Source organism: Tunturiibacter empetritectus (genome assembly GCF_014201375.1).
Classification (GTDB): domain Bacteria; phylum Acidobacteriota; class Terriglobia; order Terriglobales; family Acidobacteriaceae; genus Edaphobacter; species Edaphobacter lichenicola_D.
The window spans coordinates 249,332-265,451 of the sequence record NZ_JACHDZ010000002.1; the positions used below are offsets into that span (position 1 = coordinate 249,332).

The following is a 16,120-nucleotide window of genomic DNA, read 5'->3' on the forward strand; positions in this document are numbered from 1 at the left end:
CCTAGAGTATGCGGGGTGGGGATTGCGAGCAACCGCTAAGGACGGAGACAACCTTGTTGCTGAGGGGGAGTGCGAGGCTGTTAGCTGTCTTTGCGGTAGAGGAGCTCGCGCATGGCCTGGCGCCGGGCGGCGTTGGCTTCGGTCTGGTTTTTGCGCTCGTCGGCGTCCATGCGTTGTTTGGTGACGGGGTCGGTGGACTCTTCGGCGCTGCACTCCGGGCAGCGATTGGCGAAGCCGGGTTTATCCGGCTTTAGCTCGAACTCTTCAGAGCAGATGGCGCAGACTTTGATCGGAAACGGCATACTCTCCATGATAAATCGGCTGGCGTTCCGGTGAAAAGAAGGCGTGGCCGTGGATTGCCGGGGAAGTAGGTGGGGTTGAGGTCTGTCCTGCCGAACGGGCGCCCTGCGCGTGGCCACCCCGCAAACGAAGACCTGTTTGCGGGGACCCCGGGTTCGCCGCGCCCACTTCGTGGGGGTATACCGACTTCGCCTTGGGCCTCCCGTTGGTCGGCGGCGATTTCCTTTCAGACACAATGGAGCGACGAAAAAGTTTGACAAATTTTTATGTAAGTATTAGCTTACGGTAAGTGAATACTTACCAAGAACGACAACTCGATGCCCTTGGGGATGTAACGCGGCGACTGTTATTGGAGAGGCTTCGCCGGGGACCGCTGCCGGTTGGAGAGTTGGCGCGCGGTCTTACGGTGAGCAGGCCCGCGGTCTCGCAGCATCTGCGGGTTCTGAAGGAGGCGAAGCTGGTGCGCGATGAGGCAGCAGGGACGCGGCGGTACTACAGTTTGGATCCGAAGGGGTTTGCGGCGCTGCGAAAGTATCTGGACAACTTCTGGGGCGAAGCCCTGGAAGCATTTCAAGCGAAGGTAGAGGAGAAGTGATATGCCGGAGAGACAACTGAATACGCAGGACACGATGACGATGGAGGTAGAGGCTCAGGTGGTCGAGCCGGTGCGGAAGAGTATTCGCGTGCGAGCCGATGCGGCGCGGGCCTTCCGCGTGTTTACCGAGGAGATGGATAGCTGGTGGCCGCGGACGCACCACATTGGCAGCTCGCCGATGAAGCGGGTGGTGGTGGAGGGCAGGCCGATGGGCGCGATCTACACGGATCAGGAAGATGGGACGATCTGTCCGTGGGGTTCGGTGCTGAAGTGGGAGCCGCCGCATTTGTTTGTGATGGCGTGGCAGATTGGGACGGACTGGAAGTTCGAACCGGATCTGAGTAAATGCAGTGAGGTGGAGGTGCGGTTTACGCCAGCGGATGATGGTACGACGCTGGTGGAGCTGGAGCATCGCGGGCTGACTCGCCACGGTGCGGGATGCGCGAAGATGCGCGAACAGGTGAACGCCGAGGGCGGATGGGGCGCTCTGCTGGGGATGTTTGCGGCCAAGACGGACGAGGCGTCGTGAAGGCGGCGATGTGGTTTCGCGCTGCGGCGGTGCTGATGCTGCTGTTTGCTGTGGGCCATACTTACGGTTTTCTGGCCTTCCGCCCGAATACGGCGGAGGGCCTCGCCGTGTGGAATGCGATGAACAGCGTTCACTTTTCCGAGGCGGGCTCGACGTTCAGCTATGGCGGGTTCTATAAAGGCTTCGGTTTATCTATCTCAGCGACGCAAGTTTTTATTGCGTGGCTGACGTGGATGCTGGCTTCGATGGCGAAGCGCGGGAGTAACGATGCACGGACGATTGCCTGGGGATTGTTTGTGGTGCAGTGCGTTGGTTTTGTGTTGTCACTGCTCTACTTTGCGGTTCCTCCCGCGGTGTTGTCGGCGCTGGGGGCGCTGTGTTTTATGATGGGCGCGGTTTCGATGCAGAGGTCTGCTGGATGAATAGAGCTATGCTTCAAGGCTTGTCGTTGTTCGCGGTTGTATCCAGGTATTTGATGAGGATTACTTCGTTGCCGATTGCGTTGTAGATTAACTCGTCGACGGTGCCGCTTGCGAGAAGAAGACCATATCCTCCGGCGCGCATTCCCTGTTCCTTGCGTAGCAGGATGTGAGCGGTGGGATCGGTAGCGGGATTTCCGATAGCCGCGTGGGCGAGGGATTCTTTCTGGAAACCAGTGCCGGGGTCGCGAACACGGAAGACCATGGTGCGGGCGGTGCGAATGGCATGCACTTCGACGGCCTGCTCGGGATTGAACTTTGCTCCGTGTTCCATCGCGTTCATCAGGATCTCTCGAAAGGCCTGGATGATCTCCTGTCTCGCGTCTTCGGGGAGTTGGGCGCTGAGTTCCTTGGCGAAGGAGAGAAGGCGCTCGGCTGTGACGAGGCGGCAGTTGGCGCGGATGGAGACCCAACCGGGGCGGGCCGAGAGGATTTCGATGTCGTCTCGGGAATGGTTGTCGGAAGCTGCACTGGCGACCAAGGTCGCGATCTCCTGAGTATCGAAGGGAGGTGTGAAACAGCCGAAGACCCGGGCTTGCAGGGCGGCGATGACCTTGTCGGGGGTGCTGTGTTGCGCCAGGACGATGCACTTCAGGTCGGGCCTGATGGAGCGCATCTCTTCGAGGAGCGCGAGGTTCTCATCGATATCGCTATCGGCGCTGGTAATGACGACGTCGAAGCGCCGGGTACGCAATCGCTTCAGGGCATCGACGGGGCCTGCCGAATACAGCGTAGGCAAGTGAGCGGCAATGAGGGAGCGGCCGATCTCGCGGCTGACCGGGGTGTGACTTCCGATGATGAGAACTCGACTCATGTCGTGCTCCGGGACGCGGGAACGAGTTGATTCTAGACCATCAACTTATGCGAGACCATCGCTCGATGGTGTGGTCGACCTGCTCCGTCATTCGCCGAGAGCGTCTAAGGCGGCTTTGGTTTTGTCATAGAGGATGCGGGTTTCGGTGGATTGCTTGCGCAGGCCGTCGACGATGTGGGCCGGGGCCTTCGACATGAAGGTCTCGTTGGTGAGTTGCTTGTCGGCGGAGGCGAGGCCCTTTTCGTACTTGGCGAGGTCTTTGGTGAGACGCTCGCGTTCGGCGGGGACGTCGATCTGGCGCTCGTACATCACGGCTACGTCGAACTCCGCGGTGGAGCGGGCGTTCGAGCCGGTGAGTGGTTCGTTGGCGAACTCTACGGATTGGACGCGGGCCATCTTCGCGAGGACGTCGGCGTTGGCGTCGGCGAGTGCGAGGACGCGATTGCCTGCGTGGATGTTGATGGGTGTCGATTCTTTTTCAGGGACGCCTAGCTCTTTGCGCAGACCGCGTACGGTGACGATGAGCTCTTGCAGGGTCTTCATGGCGCTCTCGGCTACGGGGTCGGCGGGAAAGTCACTGGCCTGGGGGTAGCCGGTGAGGGCGATGGATTTCGCCGGCGGCTTGCCTTCGTAGAGCGCGTGCCAGATCTCTTCGGTGAGGAAGGGCATGAAGGGGCTGAGAAGACGCAGGGCGCTCTCGAAGACGCCTACGAGTGAGGCGAGGGTGAGGGCGGTGATTGGATTTTTCTCTGCGCCTTCGGTGAAGTCGAGACGTAGTTTGGCGAGTTCGAGGTACCAGTCGCAGAACTCGCCCCAGAAGAACTGGTAGATGGCGTTGGCGGCTTCGTCGAAGCGGTAGTCGGCGAGGGCTCGGTCGACTTCGGCGGAGACAGCGCTGAGGCGGGAGAAGATCCAGCGGGTCTCGAGTGGTGTGTCGTCTTGAAGCGAGGGGACTACGCCGCTGTCGCGCATGGTCATGTTGTAGCCGGCTTCGCGCGCGCGATCTACGTTCATGAAGAGGAAGCGGGCGGCGTTCCAGATCTTGTTGGCGAAGGCGCGATAGCCTTCGGTGCGGGCTTCCGAGAAGGCGATGTCGGTGCCGGGCGAGGCCATGCTGGCCAGGGTGAAGCGGACGGCGTCGGTGCCGAAGCGCTCGATGATGTCGATGGGGTTGATGACGTTGCCCTTGGTCTTGGACATCTTCTCGCGGTTGGCGTCGCGGACTAGGCCGTGGATGTAGACCTCGCGGAAGGGGACGGCGTCGGCGAGGGTGCGCTTGCTGCCGTCGGGCATGGGGACGTCGAGCATGAAGTGAGTGCCGAGCATGACCATGCGGGCGACCCAGAAGAAGAGGATGTCGAAGCCGGTGACGAGGAGGTCGGTGGGGTAGAAGGTGGCGAGGTCTGGGGTGAGGTCCGGCATACCGGTGTCGGGGTTTGGGTTGGGCCAGCCGAAGACGGTGAAGGGGAGGAGGCCGGAGGAGAACCAGGTGTCGAGGACGTCGGTCTCCTGGGTGAGGTCGGCGGAGTTGCAGGTGGCGCAGTGAGTGGGTGTTGTTCGCGCCACGGTAATTGCAGAACAGGCATTGCAGTACCACGCTGGAATGCGATGGCCCCACCAGAGCTGGCGGGAGATGCACCAGTCGTAGATGTTCTTCATCCACTCGTCGTAGACCTTGGTGTACATCTCGGGGGTGAATTTGATGTGGCCCTGGGCGACGGCCTGGATGGCTTTGGAAGCGATGCTGTCGCCGCCGTTGCTGGGGGTTTTGTTGACGGCGAGAAACCACTGCTGCGAGAGGCGCGGCTCGATGACGACGCCGGTGCGCTGGGAGAGGCCGATGGAGTTGGTGTGCTCCTTGATTTCGACTAAGAGACCCAACGCTTCGAGGTCGGCGACGATCTTCTCGCGTGCGGCGTAGCGGTCGAGGCCGTGGTAGGGCGAGCCGGGGAGGAGGACGTGGGCGGTCTCGTCGAGGATGGTGAGGTTGGGCAGGTTGTGGCGCTGGCCGATGGCGAAGTCGTTGGCGTCGTGCGCGGGCGTGACTTTGACGGCGCCGGTGCCGAACTCGGGCTTGGCCCAGTCGTCGGCGAGGATGGGGATCTCGCGGTCTGGTCTGCCGTTGGTGGCGCTGAGGGGCAGGCGCACTAGTTTGCCTTGAAGTGCGAGGTAGCGCTCGTCGGTGGGGTTTACGGCTACGGCTACGTCGCCTAGCATGGTCTCGGGGCGTGTGGTGGCGATGACGATGGAGCCTGTGCCGTCCGCCAGGGGATAGCGGATGTGGTAGATCTTGCCGACGCGCTCTTCGTGCTCGACTTCGAGATCGGAGACGGCGGTCTGGATGCTGGGGTCCCAGTTGACGATGTACGCGCCGCGGTAGATGAGGCCCTGCTCGTAGAGGCGGACGAAGGCCTCGTTGACGGCGGGCGAGAGGCGGTCGTCCATGGTGAAGTACTCGCGGGACCAGTCGACGGAGGCACCGAGGCGCTTCATCTGGTCGAGGATGGCTCCGCCGTAGAGCTCGCGCCAGGCCCAGACTTTTTTGACGAAAGCGCTGCGGCCGAGCCCCTGCCGGGTCTTGCCCTCTTCTTTGAGCTGGCGCTCGACCATCATCTGGGTGGCGATGCCGGCGTGGTCGGTGCCGGGGACCCAGAGGGCGGTTTCGCCACGCATGCGATGCCAGCGGGTGAGGATGTCCATCTCCGCCTGGTTGAGCATGTGGCCCATGTGGAGGCGGCCGGTAACATTGGGCGGCGGCAAAAGAATGGTGAACTTCTTTTGCGCGGCGTGCGTAGTTTCGGAGGTCGGAACGTCAAACAGATGTTCTTTGACCCAGTACTCGGCCCAGCGCTGTTCAATAACGGACGGATCGTATGCTTTTGGAAGTTCCTGGCTCATCGGTGTTTTAAGGGTAGCATCGACGGGCGTTAACCGCTGGTATGCGGTGGCGGGCTCGTGCGGCAGGAAAACGGTTCGTCGAAGACATGCATCCACGTACACTAGCCCACGAGGTTATTCATGCGTAGACTGCTCCTCGCTTTTGCTCTTTTGATTGTTGCCGGTACACCCGCGTTTGCCCGCACCTCCAACGATCGCGCCGGTGTTGGAGGCGATATTACGATTGCGGACGGAGAGACGGCGGGGGATATCGCCTGTGCGTTTTGCACGGTGCGGGTGCATGGCGAGGTGAAGGGAGATATCGCGACCTTTCTGGGATCGGTGGTGGTCGATTCGGGGAGGACGATCTCGGGCGATGTGGCTTCGCTCGGCGGCGATCTCGAGCTGGGCCAGGATGCGTCGGTGGGCGGCGATGTTGCGATCGCTGCGGGAGACCTGAAGCTGGGGGACGGGGCGGCGATTCATGGCGAGCGGACGGTTCTGCCTGGGCGCTTGTGGCTTTTGTTGCCGCTCGCACCGTTTTTGATACTCGCGGGACTGATCTGGCTGATCGTGTCTATCGTTCGGCGTAATCGGTATCCGTATCCGGTGCCTCCGAGAGGGCGCGGGTTTTAGTCGGCGTTTTTGCCGGGGCTGGGGTAGTGTAAGGGATTGGGGAACCTGGCCTGCGGCGTATGCGTACCACCTTCTGCACGCTGTTATTCGCTGTCATTCTCTGGGGGAACTTTGCCGAACTTTGCGCTCCGCAGCCTCGTCTTTACGCTTCTGTTTGCCTCGACCGCGCTGGCTCAGGCGCCGGGCAACCGGGCCTATGTCGGGGAGGATGTTTATGTCGCGTCGGGCCAACAGGTGCGTAATGCGATGTGTGTCTTCTGCTCGGTGCAGGTGGAGGGTGACGTGACGGGGCGGGTCATCGTGCTGTTCGGCAGCCTGAACGTGACCGGACAGGTGGCGAAGGGCGCGACCGTGATCGGGGGAAACGCGGTGGTCGATTCGCAGGCGCGGATCGGCGGCGATACGACGGTGCTGGGTGGCAATGCTGTATATGAGAGCGATGAATCGTTTGGGGGGAGCGCATATGTGCTGGGCGGGCATCTGTCGCATGTGCCGCTGGCGTATGGGCAGGTGAGTGCGCACCCACGGGTCTCGTTGAGTCCGCTGTTTTCGGTTTTGCTGGGAGTGCTGGTGTTGTTGCTGCTTTCGGCTTTGTTTGTGCCGCAGGTGCGGCGGCGTATTGCTGTTAATCAGAACTCCTGAGCGGAGTGCGTTCCAGACGACAAAAAAGGATGCGGCGCTTATGGCTGCATCCTTTTTTGTTTGATGAGAAAGAGGTTCGAAGAGATTAGAACGGGTTCAGCTTGTTTAAGCCCTTTTTCTTCTTGTGCTTGCTGTCGGACTCGTCGCCCTTGTTGAAGTCGGGCTTCTTGTTCTTTCCGTTGGCGTTGCCGGTCTGTGCGGCGGGTTGAGTTCCGGGCTTGATATCGTTGACTGCGTCGGGGGCAGCGGCAGCCTTTTCAACCGCGGGGAGAGGAGTGGAGTTGGTTGGTCCAACCGCCTTCAGGCCGCCATCGGCAGGGACGGTGGTTCCGGAGGCGCCGGAGTTGAGAATCTCGACTCCGCCGATGCGGTTGCTGGAGGATGCGGGCGGGGTTGGTGCTGCGCCGGAGATGCTGGTCGTCGACGATGCTCCGCTGGCGGCACCGGGGTCGGCGGCAGGGACGTCCGAGAGAGCCAGAGGCGCGGCGGGTGCTGCCGGTGCTCCACCTTCTGCTGCGGGCGCTGCATCCGCTGTTGTCGTCGCGGGCTTGGCGTTGAGCGGTCCACCGGCGGCGGGCGCGTTGGGGCTCATTGCTTCGTGGAAGTCGGTCGTGATCCGGTTCACAACGTGAGGCGCAATGGTGGGAGTTGGGTCGGCGAGGGTCGGCTCTCCATCGCGGGCGGCCATGACGACGTCAGGCTGATGGAGGACGAGCAGACGAGCGCGATCCTGCAGACGATATTGACGGCGGCTGTTTTCAAGCGCGACGCTGGCGGCGATCTGCTCGGGGGTCGGCTGCGGAATCTTGACGTTCATGGTGTCGAGACGGTCGCGGGCGTCTTCTACGTGAGGTGAGGCGGAGTGCTCAAGAATCACCTTGCTGTAGGCGGCGATCGCCTGGTCGTCATAGATCTTTTCGAGCCTTGCCTTGCCTGCTTCGGGAAGCTTCATGGTGCGGACGAATCGCGCTTCGGCCTCATACGCATCGCCGAGGCCGACGAGAACGTCGTCCATGTGGCTGTACTGCGGATAGGTATCGACGACGGTCTGGTAGCGCGCGATGGTCGCGGGATAGTTGTTGTGAGTCTGGTAGAAGGCGGCGATGTTGGCCTCGCGATTGGCCATGACCTCCTGCACCTCGCGCAGTCTCTGCTTGGCCTGGGGCACCAGGGTCGACTCAGGGAACTGCTGCAGCATGAGGCGGTACTCTTCTTCAGCGTGAGTGGCCTTGGCGTAGTCGCGGTCGGGCTTGTCCATCTGGCGGAAGTAGATGTCGCCTACGCGCATCTGGGCTTCGGCGGCCTCGGGGGCGTTGGGGAAGAAGGTGATGAAGTCCTTGTACTCCTGCTCGGCCTGGGTGAGGGCTGCGGTGCCACCTTCCTTGTACCAGCTGTCTCCGATGGCGAGCTTGGCCTTCATCTGATACTGCGAGTCTGGATAGGTGTTGAGCAGGGTCTGCAGGTCGAGGCGGGCGACGTCGAAGTGTCCGCGCTTGGTGGCGTCGACGGCCTTGTCGTAGAGCACCTTGTCGGGAAGTTTGGCGTCCGGTTTCTCGGCCGGCTTCATCGCCTTCTCTTTGCGGAGCTCTTTTTTTGTGTCCTTGGACGGGACGACTTTGTCCTTTTTGTTGTTCGGTGTTGCGGAGAGGGTCACGCTCTCGTGCTGCTGACCGTTGGCGTCGGTGGTTGTCTGGGAGGAGCCGGCTACCTGGGCCAGGGCTCCGATGGAGCCGATCATCAAGCTGGCGATTGCGACTCCGGCCAGCGTGCCGGCCCTGAGAGTTGGAAAGAAAGAACGTTTATTCATCCGCTATAGACCCCATCCGCCTCGCGCGGTCAGCGCTCAGGCTGTGTTCTATTCTAATCGTTCCTGTCTGATCCTTACTACTGCGGGACTTGGGCCGCGCTTATGCTACTTGTGCGGGGACGGCTGCCCGTGCGATTTTGAGAAATTCCACAGCGTTCTGCTCGGTCTTGCCGGGGCTGAAGATGGCTGAGCCGGCCACGAGCATGTCGGCTCCTGCTTCGACGACTTGAGCGACGGTATCGTGAGCAACACCGCCGTCTACTTCGATGCGAAAGTTGAGGCCCATCTCCTCGCGGAGTTCGGCGAGGTGGGCGATCTTGTCGAGCGCCAGCGGCAGGAACTTCTGTCCGCCGAAGCCAGGATTCACGCTCATCACCAGCACGTGGTGCACGATGGGAAGGACTTCCACCAGCGTGTCGATAGGGGTTGCGGGGTTGATGACGACGGCGGGCAACATGCCGTGGTCGATGATCTGCTGGAGGGTGCGATAGAGGTGACGGCAGACCTCCTGGTGGACGCTCATCATGTCGGCGCCGGCCTCGGCGAAGTCGTGGATGAAGTCGTCGGGGTTTTCGACCATCAGGTGGCAGTCGAGGGGGAGTTTGGTGATGGGGCGGAGGGCTTTGACGACGGGCGGCCCGAAGGTGATGTTGGGGACGAAGTGGCCGTCCATGATGTCGACGTGGAGGAGGGTGGCTCCACCGCGCTCCACGAGGGCGACTTCGTCGGCGAGGTGGGCGAAGTCTGCGGCGAGGATGGATGCTGCCAGTTCGATCACGGGGGTTCGCTCCTGAATGTGAGTTTATCAGCGCGAGACCATGAATTTTCTTTGACTGGGGGGTGCGAACGGAAGTAGTCAGTTATATGCTTGCCGAACTAGTGCTGGCGGAGGTTTTATGCCGAGGACGATTCGTTGGCTTTGTTCCTTCCTGCTTGTTCTGAGTGATATCGATTTCTCCGCTGAGACCGGGAAGGTGGAGAAGCTTGACCTGGGAAGGAACCAGAGTCATGTCTATGCTGGGAGTGCTGTAAAGGATTTGTGGTGAGCAAGCCGTTTAAATTTCTTGGGATACCGTAGACCGTTTGCGTGACACGATCCGCCCTATGTGTCGGGCGGTCAGCAGCTGAAGAGGCATTCGAACGAACCCGCTATCGATTCTCAGGGTCATCACGGCTCAGGACCAGAGCTTAGGCGACATTAATCCCATGCCCTTCCGCCGAGGCGAGAGTCGACAGCAGATTGGTCATCTTCAACAGGTTTCGTAACTGCTTGCCGAGGTGCAGCAGCTGGAACTCACACCCTGCGCCCTTCGCGTGAGCATACAGCCGCACGATCGTGCCCAGTCCCATGCTGTCCACATAGGTCAGGTCTTCGAGATCGAGTACCAGCACCTTGCTGCTGGAGGCAACTTCCTTCAGTTCCTTGTAAAAGCCATCCGTGAGGCCCGCCACCAGGCGACCATGGCACTTTACGACGGCAGTTTCCCCTTCACGTTTAACGTCATAGGTTAGCGGCTTGGCGGGTACTTCTTCAGGCAGTTTGGCGGCTACTTCTTCAGGCATCTGATAGCTCCATCGAGCAGGAATGAATACACAGAGACGATAATCCAACCGGAGTATTCTTGCACACTGGTGCGCCTCTTGCCGGGACGAGGTTGCCATGCTTCGCATCGAGACAGGGATCGAGATAGGAGCGAAACTGGGGAAGAAGATCTCTCCGCCGCGCTGTTTTCGAGGTGATTGGAATTAGCTAATTGCTGCCCGGCGGCGCGTAGGCCGTGTCCCGGTAGTAGGTTGGCTTCCATCGCAGCAGGTTCGCGGCCCCCTTGCACGGCGTCATTACGGACAGCGCCGTCAGGTAGAAGCGGTTCTTCACATGCGCGTGGATCTTCGGCATCAGGTAGCGGTCTATCGCATCCTCGCCGACGTTCCACCCGAAGCCGTAGACCGGCGTGATCACGAAGTCCTGAAAGCCGGTCTCATTGGTCGTGCGCCCCAGATGGGCGACATAGTAGGTGTTCCGTCCGCTGTTGCCGATTGAAGCCTCGCTCACCGGCCCAACCTTCCATTGCGCGCTGTACACCGCCGACCACGCCATTGCCTTCAGCCGGCTGCGCCAGTAGTTGCTGTTGTTCTCAAACACCAGCGCCCGCGCCTTGGGATCGTTCTGCTCGAAGATGCTGCTGGTAATGCCTCCCATCATCGGATGCCCGATGTTATGCACGATGAAGGTCGTATCGTCCGACCACTGGTACCAGCGATAGTGCTCGACGCAGTAGACATAGGTGGACCAGTAAGGATTCGAGGTAAGGTCGTTTCGGGTTTCCGAATCCAGCAGAATGTTCCCAGCGTGCTGCGCCGTTAACCACTCGAACGACTGCCACAGAATCGGGAGCCAGCGCACCTTGCACGCCTTCCCCTTGATTCTGCCGCTCTCGCAGCCCTCGGTCAGCTGCTCCCTTCCCAGCTCACCCTCCGCTGATGACGGCCTCACCACACTGTCGCCAGTGCGCAGGAACGTTAGCGCATGCGCAGGAGACTCAGCGCCCAGGTCCTTCCTGGCTTCATCGCCCGAGGCATGGGACGCTCCGCCCGCCATCAAAACAGCGTTTGGGATCGGAGCATTGGGGAGGGAGTTGAACGATGTTTCAGGCTCTGCCGCTGCTCCCGTCTCAGCCGATGCCGCTGGCCTGACGGCTCCCGGATCAATAGCGGCAGCAGGACTCGCAGAGCATATCGGCGTGCCTAACAAAACAAAAACACCTGTGATTCCGAGCAGTGAACCAAGCTGGAGGCTGCTACGGAAGGGAGGGGGCACTATAGCTCCGGGGGTAGGGAATCGGGGTTAGGGAATCAAGGTTCAGCGCCAGGGTGAACAACTCAGCAAGCGCGCAGCAGAGCGTACTTGAACCAGATCACCAAAAGCAACGAAAAGCTTAGGGAACGAAGCTCTGACGCTAGTGGGTGCGTGGATGAGCCAGCGCATAGAACGCTTGCCCAGACTCTGTGAGGAGGGCTATAGTGATGCCCGATCAAGGGATCAAGGATCATCAAAGGATCAAGGGGAGGGCCGAATCCGCGTCAGTGTGCTGCACCTTCTCCTAGGTCTCACCTTGCTCTTCGCCGCTCCAGCAGCAGGGCTGGCGCAACAGCCGGCGCAAGACTGGCAACGCGTGGAGAGCCTCAAGGCTGGCACGTCTATCCGGATAGCGCTGTCCCAACAGAAGTTCTTCTGTGCCTTCGACTCAGCCGATGGCGACGGTCTGGTCTGTCACAAGAGGCAAGCTGGAGCCGATCGCTCGATCTCCCTCCGCAAAACTGACATTCGATTCATTCGCACCCGCAACGCGACCGGGTCGGTGATCGGAGGAGCGCTTCTCGGCGCAGGCGCTGGTGCGGGCATCGGTGCCATCGTCGACTCCGGCATCAAGAATGCCAACACGACCAACAACGCCAAGTTCACCGGCGGCCTGGCCCGCGCTGGCGGCCTGCTGGGCGCTCTCTTCGGCATCGCCACCGAGTTCGTGCCGGGCAAGTTGCTCTACAAGGGTGAGATCGAACCGCATTGAAGCCGCGCTAAAGCTGACGAAATTTTCTTCTCGAACTGAGCGGCTAACGATTTTTTGGCAGCACGGGCACGACTCTTTCTACGTCGGGGCGGCCTTCGTGGAGGATCTTGGTTTTGATTCCCATTGCGGCTTCCTTTGCAGCGTCGCGTTGGGTTTCGGCCATGGGCTTGGGGTCGCCGAGGACGATCCGGGCGGCACCGCGGAGGATCTTGCGGACGGGCCACGCGCCCTTGTCACCTCCGTCTTCGTTGGGGAAGAAGATCTCGCCGTTGCGCTGCTTCTCGGGGCGATAGTACCAGCGGCGCAGCAGGGAGAGATGGTCGCTAAGCAGGGCGAGGTCGCTGGACGGCTCGGCTCGTTCTTCGAGGAGAGAGAGGACGTGCGCGGCGCGGGCTTCAGGTGAGTCGGAGGTGTCGGCTGTTGCTGCGCCTTCGAGCGGGACGGCCTGCAGCATCAGGGGCTGCGCGAAGAGGGAGCTGCCGACGCTGGTCTGCTCGCGCACGGCACGCACGCCGAGGGTTGAGAGGCGTTCGGGGCCGAGGATGCAGCCTCCGTTGAGCAGGAACAATGCCGCTTGATCTGCTTGTTCATTTTCCTGCGCGGCTGTCTGGATGATGATGGCCTTCAGCTTCGGGATGGGGCGGACGATCCAGTCGGCAAGGGCTTGTGCGGCTTTTACTTTCTGCCATTGCGCGTGCAGGGCGGCGGCCTTTTCGAACTGCATTGCGGAGGAGGCCACTTCGCGCTCGAGGCCGATGGCGATGATCATGCTCTCGCCGCGGGTGTCGAAGAATTTTTTTACGGCTTCGGCTTCGGCGGCGTACTCCTCGGGCGTGCAGGCTTGCTTGCAGGGCTCGATGCACTTGTTCATCTCGCCGTAGACGCAGCCGGGGTGCTCGGGATAGGGAGCAAGGTCTTCGTAGCAGCGGCGGAGTTTGAAGAGGTCGAGGACGGCGTCGCAGTAACGCTCGGCGGTGAGGCGCGATGGGAAGGGGCCGTACATCTGGGCTAGGCCGCGCTTGGATAATTTGTTGGTGGAGTAGACGCGAGGGAAGGCGTTCTCCATGGTCATGCGCAGAAAGTAGGGTGTGTGGAGCTTGAGGCGGCGACGCGCTTCGGTGTATCCGAACTGCGCGGCGATAGCTTGATAGAGGACGAGGGAGGATTCGAAGGTGGAGCCGGTGACGCAGTACTCGATGCGCGCTACTTTTTCGCGGAGGTTGAGGCGTTTGGACTGCGACTCGGGTGGATCAAGCAGACGCCGCATGCGACGGCGGAGGTCGGCGGTCTGGGTGAGGTAGGGTGCGTCTTCCCTGCGTGCGCCGCATAGCGCGAAGACCCCGGGGAGGGCGGGGATGGTGCGGAGGATCTCGTCTGCCTGGCCCCGGGTGAAGTCTAGAACGTGTTCGAAATGGAAGCTGGTTGCCACAACGTGAATTGTAGTCTCGCTTTATCTGATGATGCGCTAGAACTTACGAGCCGGCGATCATCATGCCTTCGATGCGCATGGTGGGGGCGGCGCTGGCCCCGCGGAAGATGAGGTCGTTGCCGATGGCGACGATGTTTTTGTACATGTCTTTCAGGTTGCCGGCGATGGTGATCTCTTCGACCGGGTAAGCGAATTCGCCGTTCTCGATCCAGAGGCCGCTCGCGCCCTGGGAGTAGTCGCCGGTGACGAGATTGACGCCGAATCCCATGGTCTCGGTGACGTAGAGGCCGCTCTTCACGTCGCCGATGATCTGTTCGGGGGTGAGCGTGCCGGCTTCGAGGAAGAAGTTGCCTGCGCCGATGCCGGGGTTGCCGGCGAGTCCGCGGGAGGCGTTGCCGGTGGACTTCATGTTGAGTTTGCGCGCGGTGTAGGTGTTCGAGACGTAGTTCTTGAGGATGCCGCGTTCGACCAGCACGGTGCGGCGCGTGGGCAGGCCCTCGCCGTCGAAGGGACGGGTGCCGAAGCCGCCGATGCCGTCGTGAATGATGGTGCCGTCGTCGATGACCGTGATGTTTTGGCCGGCGACCTGCTCGCCCAGCATGCCGCTGAAGAAGGAGGCGTTGCGATAGATGGCGTCGCCGTTGGCTGCGTCGAAGATGTTGCCGATGATCCCGCGTGCGATCTCAGGCGAGAAGACGACGGGTGCCTTTTGTGTCTTGACCTGGCGTGCGCCGAGCCGCTTGAGAGTGCGGCGTGCGGCTTCCTGGCCGATCTCTTCCGGGTTCTCGAGTTTGGTGACGGTGCGTGAGTTCGAGAACCAGTAGTTGCGCTGCATGTTGCCCTGCTCGTCGTGTGCGATGGGCGCGGCGGAGAATCCGCAGTAGCTGCGGCGGTATTCGCCGGTGAAGCCGCGGGAGTTCATCAGGATCTTGTGTGAGGTGGAGGTGTCGAAGTCGCCGCCGCCGGAGTTTTGGATGCGGGCGTCGTAGGCCAGGGCTGCGGCCTCGGTGCGGCGGGCGATCTCGATGCGTTCGGCAGGAGGCATCTCGTTCACATCGTCGAAGTAGAGGTGTTGGTCTTCTTCGATCTTGCCGAACTCGTGTGCTTCGGGCAGACCGGCGAAGGGGTCTTCGCTGGTGATCTTGGCGAGTGTGATGGCTCCTTCGACGAGACGCGCGATGCTGTCGTTGGAGAAGTCGGACGATGAGGTGCTGGCCGTGCGTTGGCCGATGAAGACGCGCAGACCAACTGCTCGCGAACCTGATTCTTTCAGGGTCTCAACCTGCCCCAGTCGCACCAGTGCCGAAAACTCATCGCCTTCGTAGACGACAGCCTCGGCATCGGTGGCTCCTGCCTTGAGGGCGTGGCTGAGGACATCGGAGGCAAGCTGGCGGAGGTTCGTGGTCGTCTGGGTTGGCATGGTCTCTTCAGGATAATTGGTTTGAGCTGACTTTTCTGACGGATGCAAAGCGATGGGGAGCTATGAAGTGGCTGATATGATGCTCGCTGTTATTCCACACATGCTGAATCAGGAGATGCGAGTGTCAGAGTATGGGAACGCCGCAGTCATTGCCCGGTTTTTGGATGAGGTCATCAATCAGGGACGGTTGGAGCAGGCCGACGAACTTGTCGCGGTCGACTTTGTCGAGCTGGATCCTCTTCCGGGCCAGCGGCAGGGACGAGAGGGTTTGAAGGAGGTTATCGGGATGATGCGCGCCGCCTTCCCGGATATTCACTGGGTTGCGGACGAGACAGTGGCGAGTGGAGACAAGGTGGTCACTCGCTTCACGTGGACCGGCACACATCGAGGAACATTTCTCGGTGTTCCTGCTACGGGCAGGAGTGTCAACGTCAAAGGGGTCGTTATCGACCGTCTGGTCGGGGGCAAAATGACAGACAGTCGAATCCTTATGGATAACTTCACGATGATGCAGCAGCTTGGCGTCATACCAGGGCCATAGCGCCAGAGCCGTAGCGGGATCGCGCATGGATTGATGCGAGATTGATACGATCGTGCGTGGGCTTGCCCTTGGGATCTCGTCGGGAACGATCGCCCCGGCTGGAGCTAACACTCAGCGAACTGTGTTAGCGAACAGGGGTTGCGGAGGGACGTGCCTGACGGCCGTCTGTGGCTTTCAGGAAGTACATGCCGGCTGCGCAGTACTCGGAGTCGGTCTTCAGCTTGTGTTCGATGTGCGTGGCGGGGCCATCTTCGGAGCGGCGTTTGAAGACCTTCACGGCGCCACCGCAGCTCATGCAGCGGAACTCCGTGTCGTTGTCTTCGAGCGCGACCGTAATAGGCTTCACCTTCCAGAACGACTCGTAACCACCGGCTGCTCTGACGCGGCGACGCTTCACTTCACACTCGTAAAACTTTTCACGTTCGACTGCCATGGGGATACCTCGAGATTCGGTGCGGTTGGTAGTACGTTGAGTCGTACTT

General features: G+C 61.0%; 17 protein-coding genes. 7 read left to right on the forward strand and 10 right to left on the reverse strand.

Annotation, left to right across the window (positions count from 1 at the left end; translation table 11 throughout):
- Positions 1 to 80 precede the first annotated feature (80 nt).
- On the reverse strand, positions 81 to 302 hold the full coding sequence (locus tag HDF10_RS07060; RefSeq protein WP_183811945.1) for a hypothetical protein: 222 nt from the start codon (positions 300 to 302) through the stop codon (positions 81 to 83).
- Positions 303 to 589: 287 nt separating this feature from the next.
- Here HDF10_RS07060 and HDF10_RS07065 point away from each other — a divergent pair, with 287 nt between their 5' ends.
- Genes HDF10_RS07065 through HDF10_RS07075 form a run of 3 tightly spaced genes read left to right on the forward strand, consistent with a single transcriptional unit; the run spans position 590 to position 1,846 of the window.
- Positions 590 to 895 carry an ArsR/SmtB family transcription factor gene (locus HDF10_RS07065; protein WP_183811947.1) on the forward strand — a complete coding sequence of 102 codons (306 nt, stop codon included), beginning with the start codon at positions 590 to 592 and terminating at the stop codon, positions 893 to 895.
- Position 896: 1 nt separating this feature from the next.
- Positions 897 to 1,424 carry an SRPBCC family protein gene (locus HDF10_RS07070; RefSeq protein ID WP_221271535.1) on the forward strand — a complete coding sequence of 176 codons (528 nt, stop codon included), beginning with the start codon at positions 897 to 899 and terminating at the stop codon, positions 1,422 to 1,424.
- Positions 1,425 to 1,432: 8 nt separating this feature from the next.
- A complete protein-coding gene (locus tag HDF10_RS07075) occupies positions 1,433 to 1,846 on the forward strand; it encodes an LIC_13387 family protein (protein WP_183811949.1) in 414 nt (137 codons plus the stop codon).
- Positions 1,847 to 1,859: 13 nt separating this feature from the next.
- Here the strand turns inward: HDF10_RS07075 and HDF10_RS07080 are convergent, their stop codons facing one another.
- Both HDF10_RS07080 and HDF10_RS07085 read right to left on the reverse strand, forming a co-directional pair.
- The gene (locus HDF10_RS07080; protein ID WP_183811951.1) at positions 1,860 to 2,717 is read right to left on the reverse strand and encodes an ATP-binding response regulator; all 858 of its coding nucleotides are present in this window, start codon (positions 2,715 to 2,717) and stop codon (positions 1,860 to 1,862) included.
- A gap of 87 nt (positions 2,718 to 2,804) precedes the next feature.
- Positions 2,805 to 5,615, reverse strand: a complete 2,811-nt coding sequence (locus tag HDF10_RS07085) for a valine--tRNA ligase (protein ID WP_183811953.1) — start codon at positions 5,613 to 5,615, stop codon at positions 2,805 to 2,807.
- A gap of 120 nt (positions 5,616 to 5,735) precedes the next feature.
- On the opposite strand from HDF10_RS07085, the gene HDF10_RS07090 reads away from it, so the two are divergent.
- Both HDF10_RS07090 and HDF10_RS07095 read left to right on the forward strand, forming a co-directional pair.
- Entirely contained in the window at positions 5,736 to 6,230 is a 495-nt protein-coding gene (locus HDF10_RS07090; protein ID WP_183811955.1) for a polymer-forming cytoskeletal protein, read from the forward strand.
- Between the two features lie 111 nt (positions 6,231 to 6,341).
- Positions 6,342 to 6,872 carry a hypothetical protein gene (locus HDF10_RS07095; RefSeq protein ID WP_183811957.1) on the forward strand — a complete coding sequence of 177 codons (531 nt, stop codon included), beginning with the start codon at positions 6,342 to 6,344 and terminating at the stop codon, positions 6,870 to 6,872.
- 85 nt (positions 6,873 to 6,957) lie between these two features.
- Here HDF10_RS07095 and HDF10_RS07100 read toward each other — a convergent pair whose 3' ends face one another.
- The 4 genes from HDF10_RS07100 to HDF10_RS07115 all read right to left on the reverse strand — a co-directional run bounded on the left by HDF10_RS07100 (position 6,958) and on the right by HDF10_RS07115 (position 11,497).
- Entirely contained in the window at positions 6,958 to 8,679 is a 1,722-nt protein-coding gene (locus HDF10_RS07100) for an outer membrane protein assembly factor BamD (RefSeq protein ID WP_183811959.1), read from the reverse strand.
- 100 nt (positions 8,680 to 8,779) lie between these two features.
- Positions 8,780 to 9,457 (reverse strand): ribulose-phosphate 3-epimerase, encoded by a 678-nt coding sequence (gene rpe, locus HDF10_RS07105; protein WP_183811961.1) that lies wholly within the window; start codon positions 9,455 to 9,457, stop codon positions 8,780 to 8,782.
- Between the two features lie 410 nt (positions 9,458 to 9,867).
- Positions 9,868 to 10,242, reverse strand: a complete 375-nt coding sequence (locus HDF10_RS07110; protein WP_260177710.1) for an STAS domain-containing protein — start codon at positions 10,240 to 10,242, stop codon at positions 9,868 to 9,870.
- 187 nt (positions 10,243 to 10,429) lie between these two features.
- Positions 10,430 to 11,497, reverse strand: coding sequence for a hypothetical protein (locus HDF10_RS07115; RefSeq protein WP_183811963.1), 1,068 nt, complete (start codon positions 11,495 to 11,497; stop codon positions 10,430 to 10,432).
- A 268-nt stretch (positions 11,498 to 11,765) separates the two neighbouring features.
- Here HDF10_RS07115 and HDF10_RS07120 point away from each other — a divergent pair, with 268 nt between their 5' ends.
- Positions 11,766 to 12,248, forward strand: a complete 483-nt coding sequence (locus HDF10_RS07120; RefSeq protein WP_183811965.1) for a hypothetical protein — start codon at positions 11,766 to 11,768, stop codon at positions 12,246 to 12,248.
- A gap of 43 nt (positions 12,249 to 12,291) precedes the next feature.
- Here HDF10_RS07120 and HDF10_RS07125 read toward each other — a convergent pair whose 3' ends face one another.
- Positions 12,292 to 13,677, reverse strand: a complete 1,386-nt coding sequence (locus HDF10_RS07125; protein ID WP_183811967.1) for an excinuclease ABC subunit UvrC — start codon at positions 13,675 to 13,677, stop codon at positions 12,292 to 12,294.
- Positions 13,678 to 13,720: 43 nt separating this feature from the next.
- Positions 13,721 to 15,097: a TldD/PmbA family protein gene (locus HDF10_RS07130; RefSeq protein ID WP_183811969.1), complete on the reverse strand. Its 1,377-nt coding sequence runs from the start codon at positions 15,095 to 15,097 to the stop codon at positions 13,721 to 13,723.
- 76 nt (positions 15,098 to 15,173) lie between these two features.
- Here HDF10_RS07130 and HDF10_RS07135 point away from each other — a divergent pair, with 76 nt between their 5' ends.
- Complete coding sequence (locus HDF10_RS07135) at positions 15,174 to 15,638, forward strand: ester cyclase (protein WP_183811971.1); 465 nt, start codon at positions 15,174 to 15,176, stop codon at positions 15,636 to 15,638.
- A gap of 124 nt (positions 15,639 to 15,762) precedes the next feature.
- On the opposite strand, the gene HDF10_RS07140 is transcribed toward HDF10_RS07135, so the two are convergent.
- Positions 15,763 to 16,071 carry a hypothetical protein gene (locus HDF10_RS07140; protein WP_183811973.1) on the reverse strand — a complete coding sequence of 103 codons (309 nt, stop codon included), beginning with the start codon at positions 16,069 to 16,071 and terminating at the stop codon, positions 15,763 to 15,765.
- Positions 16,072 to 16,120 lie beyond the last annotated feature (49 nt).

Coding starts and splice junctions, on each gene's coding strand:
- HDF10_RS07060 (WP_183811945.1), bottom strand. CDS start 302: ATGCCGTTTCCGATCAAAGTCTGCGCCATCTGCTCTGAAGAGTTCGAG.
- HDF10_RS07070 (WP_221271535.1), top strand. CDS start 897: ATGCCGGAGAGACAACTGAATACGCAGGACACGATGACGATGGAGGTA.
- HDF10_RS07075 (WP_183811949.1), top strand. CDS start 1,433: ATGTGGTTTCGCGCTGCGGCGGTGCTGATGCTGCTGTTTGCTGTGGGC.
- HDF10_RS07080 (WP_183811951.1), bottom strand. CDS start 2,717: ATGAGTCGAGTTCTCATCATCGGAAGTCACACCCCGGTCAGCCGCGAG.
- HDF10_RS07085 (WP_183811953.1), bottom strand. CDS start 5,615: ATGAGCCAGGAACTTCCAAAAGCATACGATCCGTCCGTTATTGAACAG.
- HDF10_RS07090 (WP_183811955.1), top strand. CDS start 5,736: ATGCGTAGACTGCTCCTCGCTTTTGCTCTTTTGATTGTTGCCGGTACA.
- HDF10_RS07100 (WP_183811959.1), bottom strand. CDS start 8,679: ATGAATAAACGTTCTTTCTTTCCAACTCTCAGGGCCGGCACGCTGGCC.
- HDF10_RS07110 (WP_260177710.1), bottom strand. CDS start 10,242: ATGCCTGAAGAAGTAGCCGCCAAACTGCCTGAAGAAGTACCCGCCAAG.
- HDF10_RS07130 (WP_183811969.1), bottom strand. CDS start 15,097: ATGCCAACCCAGACGACCACGAACCTCCGCCAGCTTGCCTCCGATGTC.
- HDF10_RS07135 (WP_183811971.1), top strand. CDS start 15,174: ATGATGCTCGCTGTTATTCCACACATGCTGAATCAGGAGATGCGAGTG.
- HDF10_RS07140 (WP_183811973.1), bottom strand. CDS start 16,071: ATGGCAGTCGAACGTGAAAAGTTTTACGAGTGTGAAGTGAAGCGTCGC.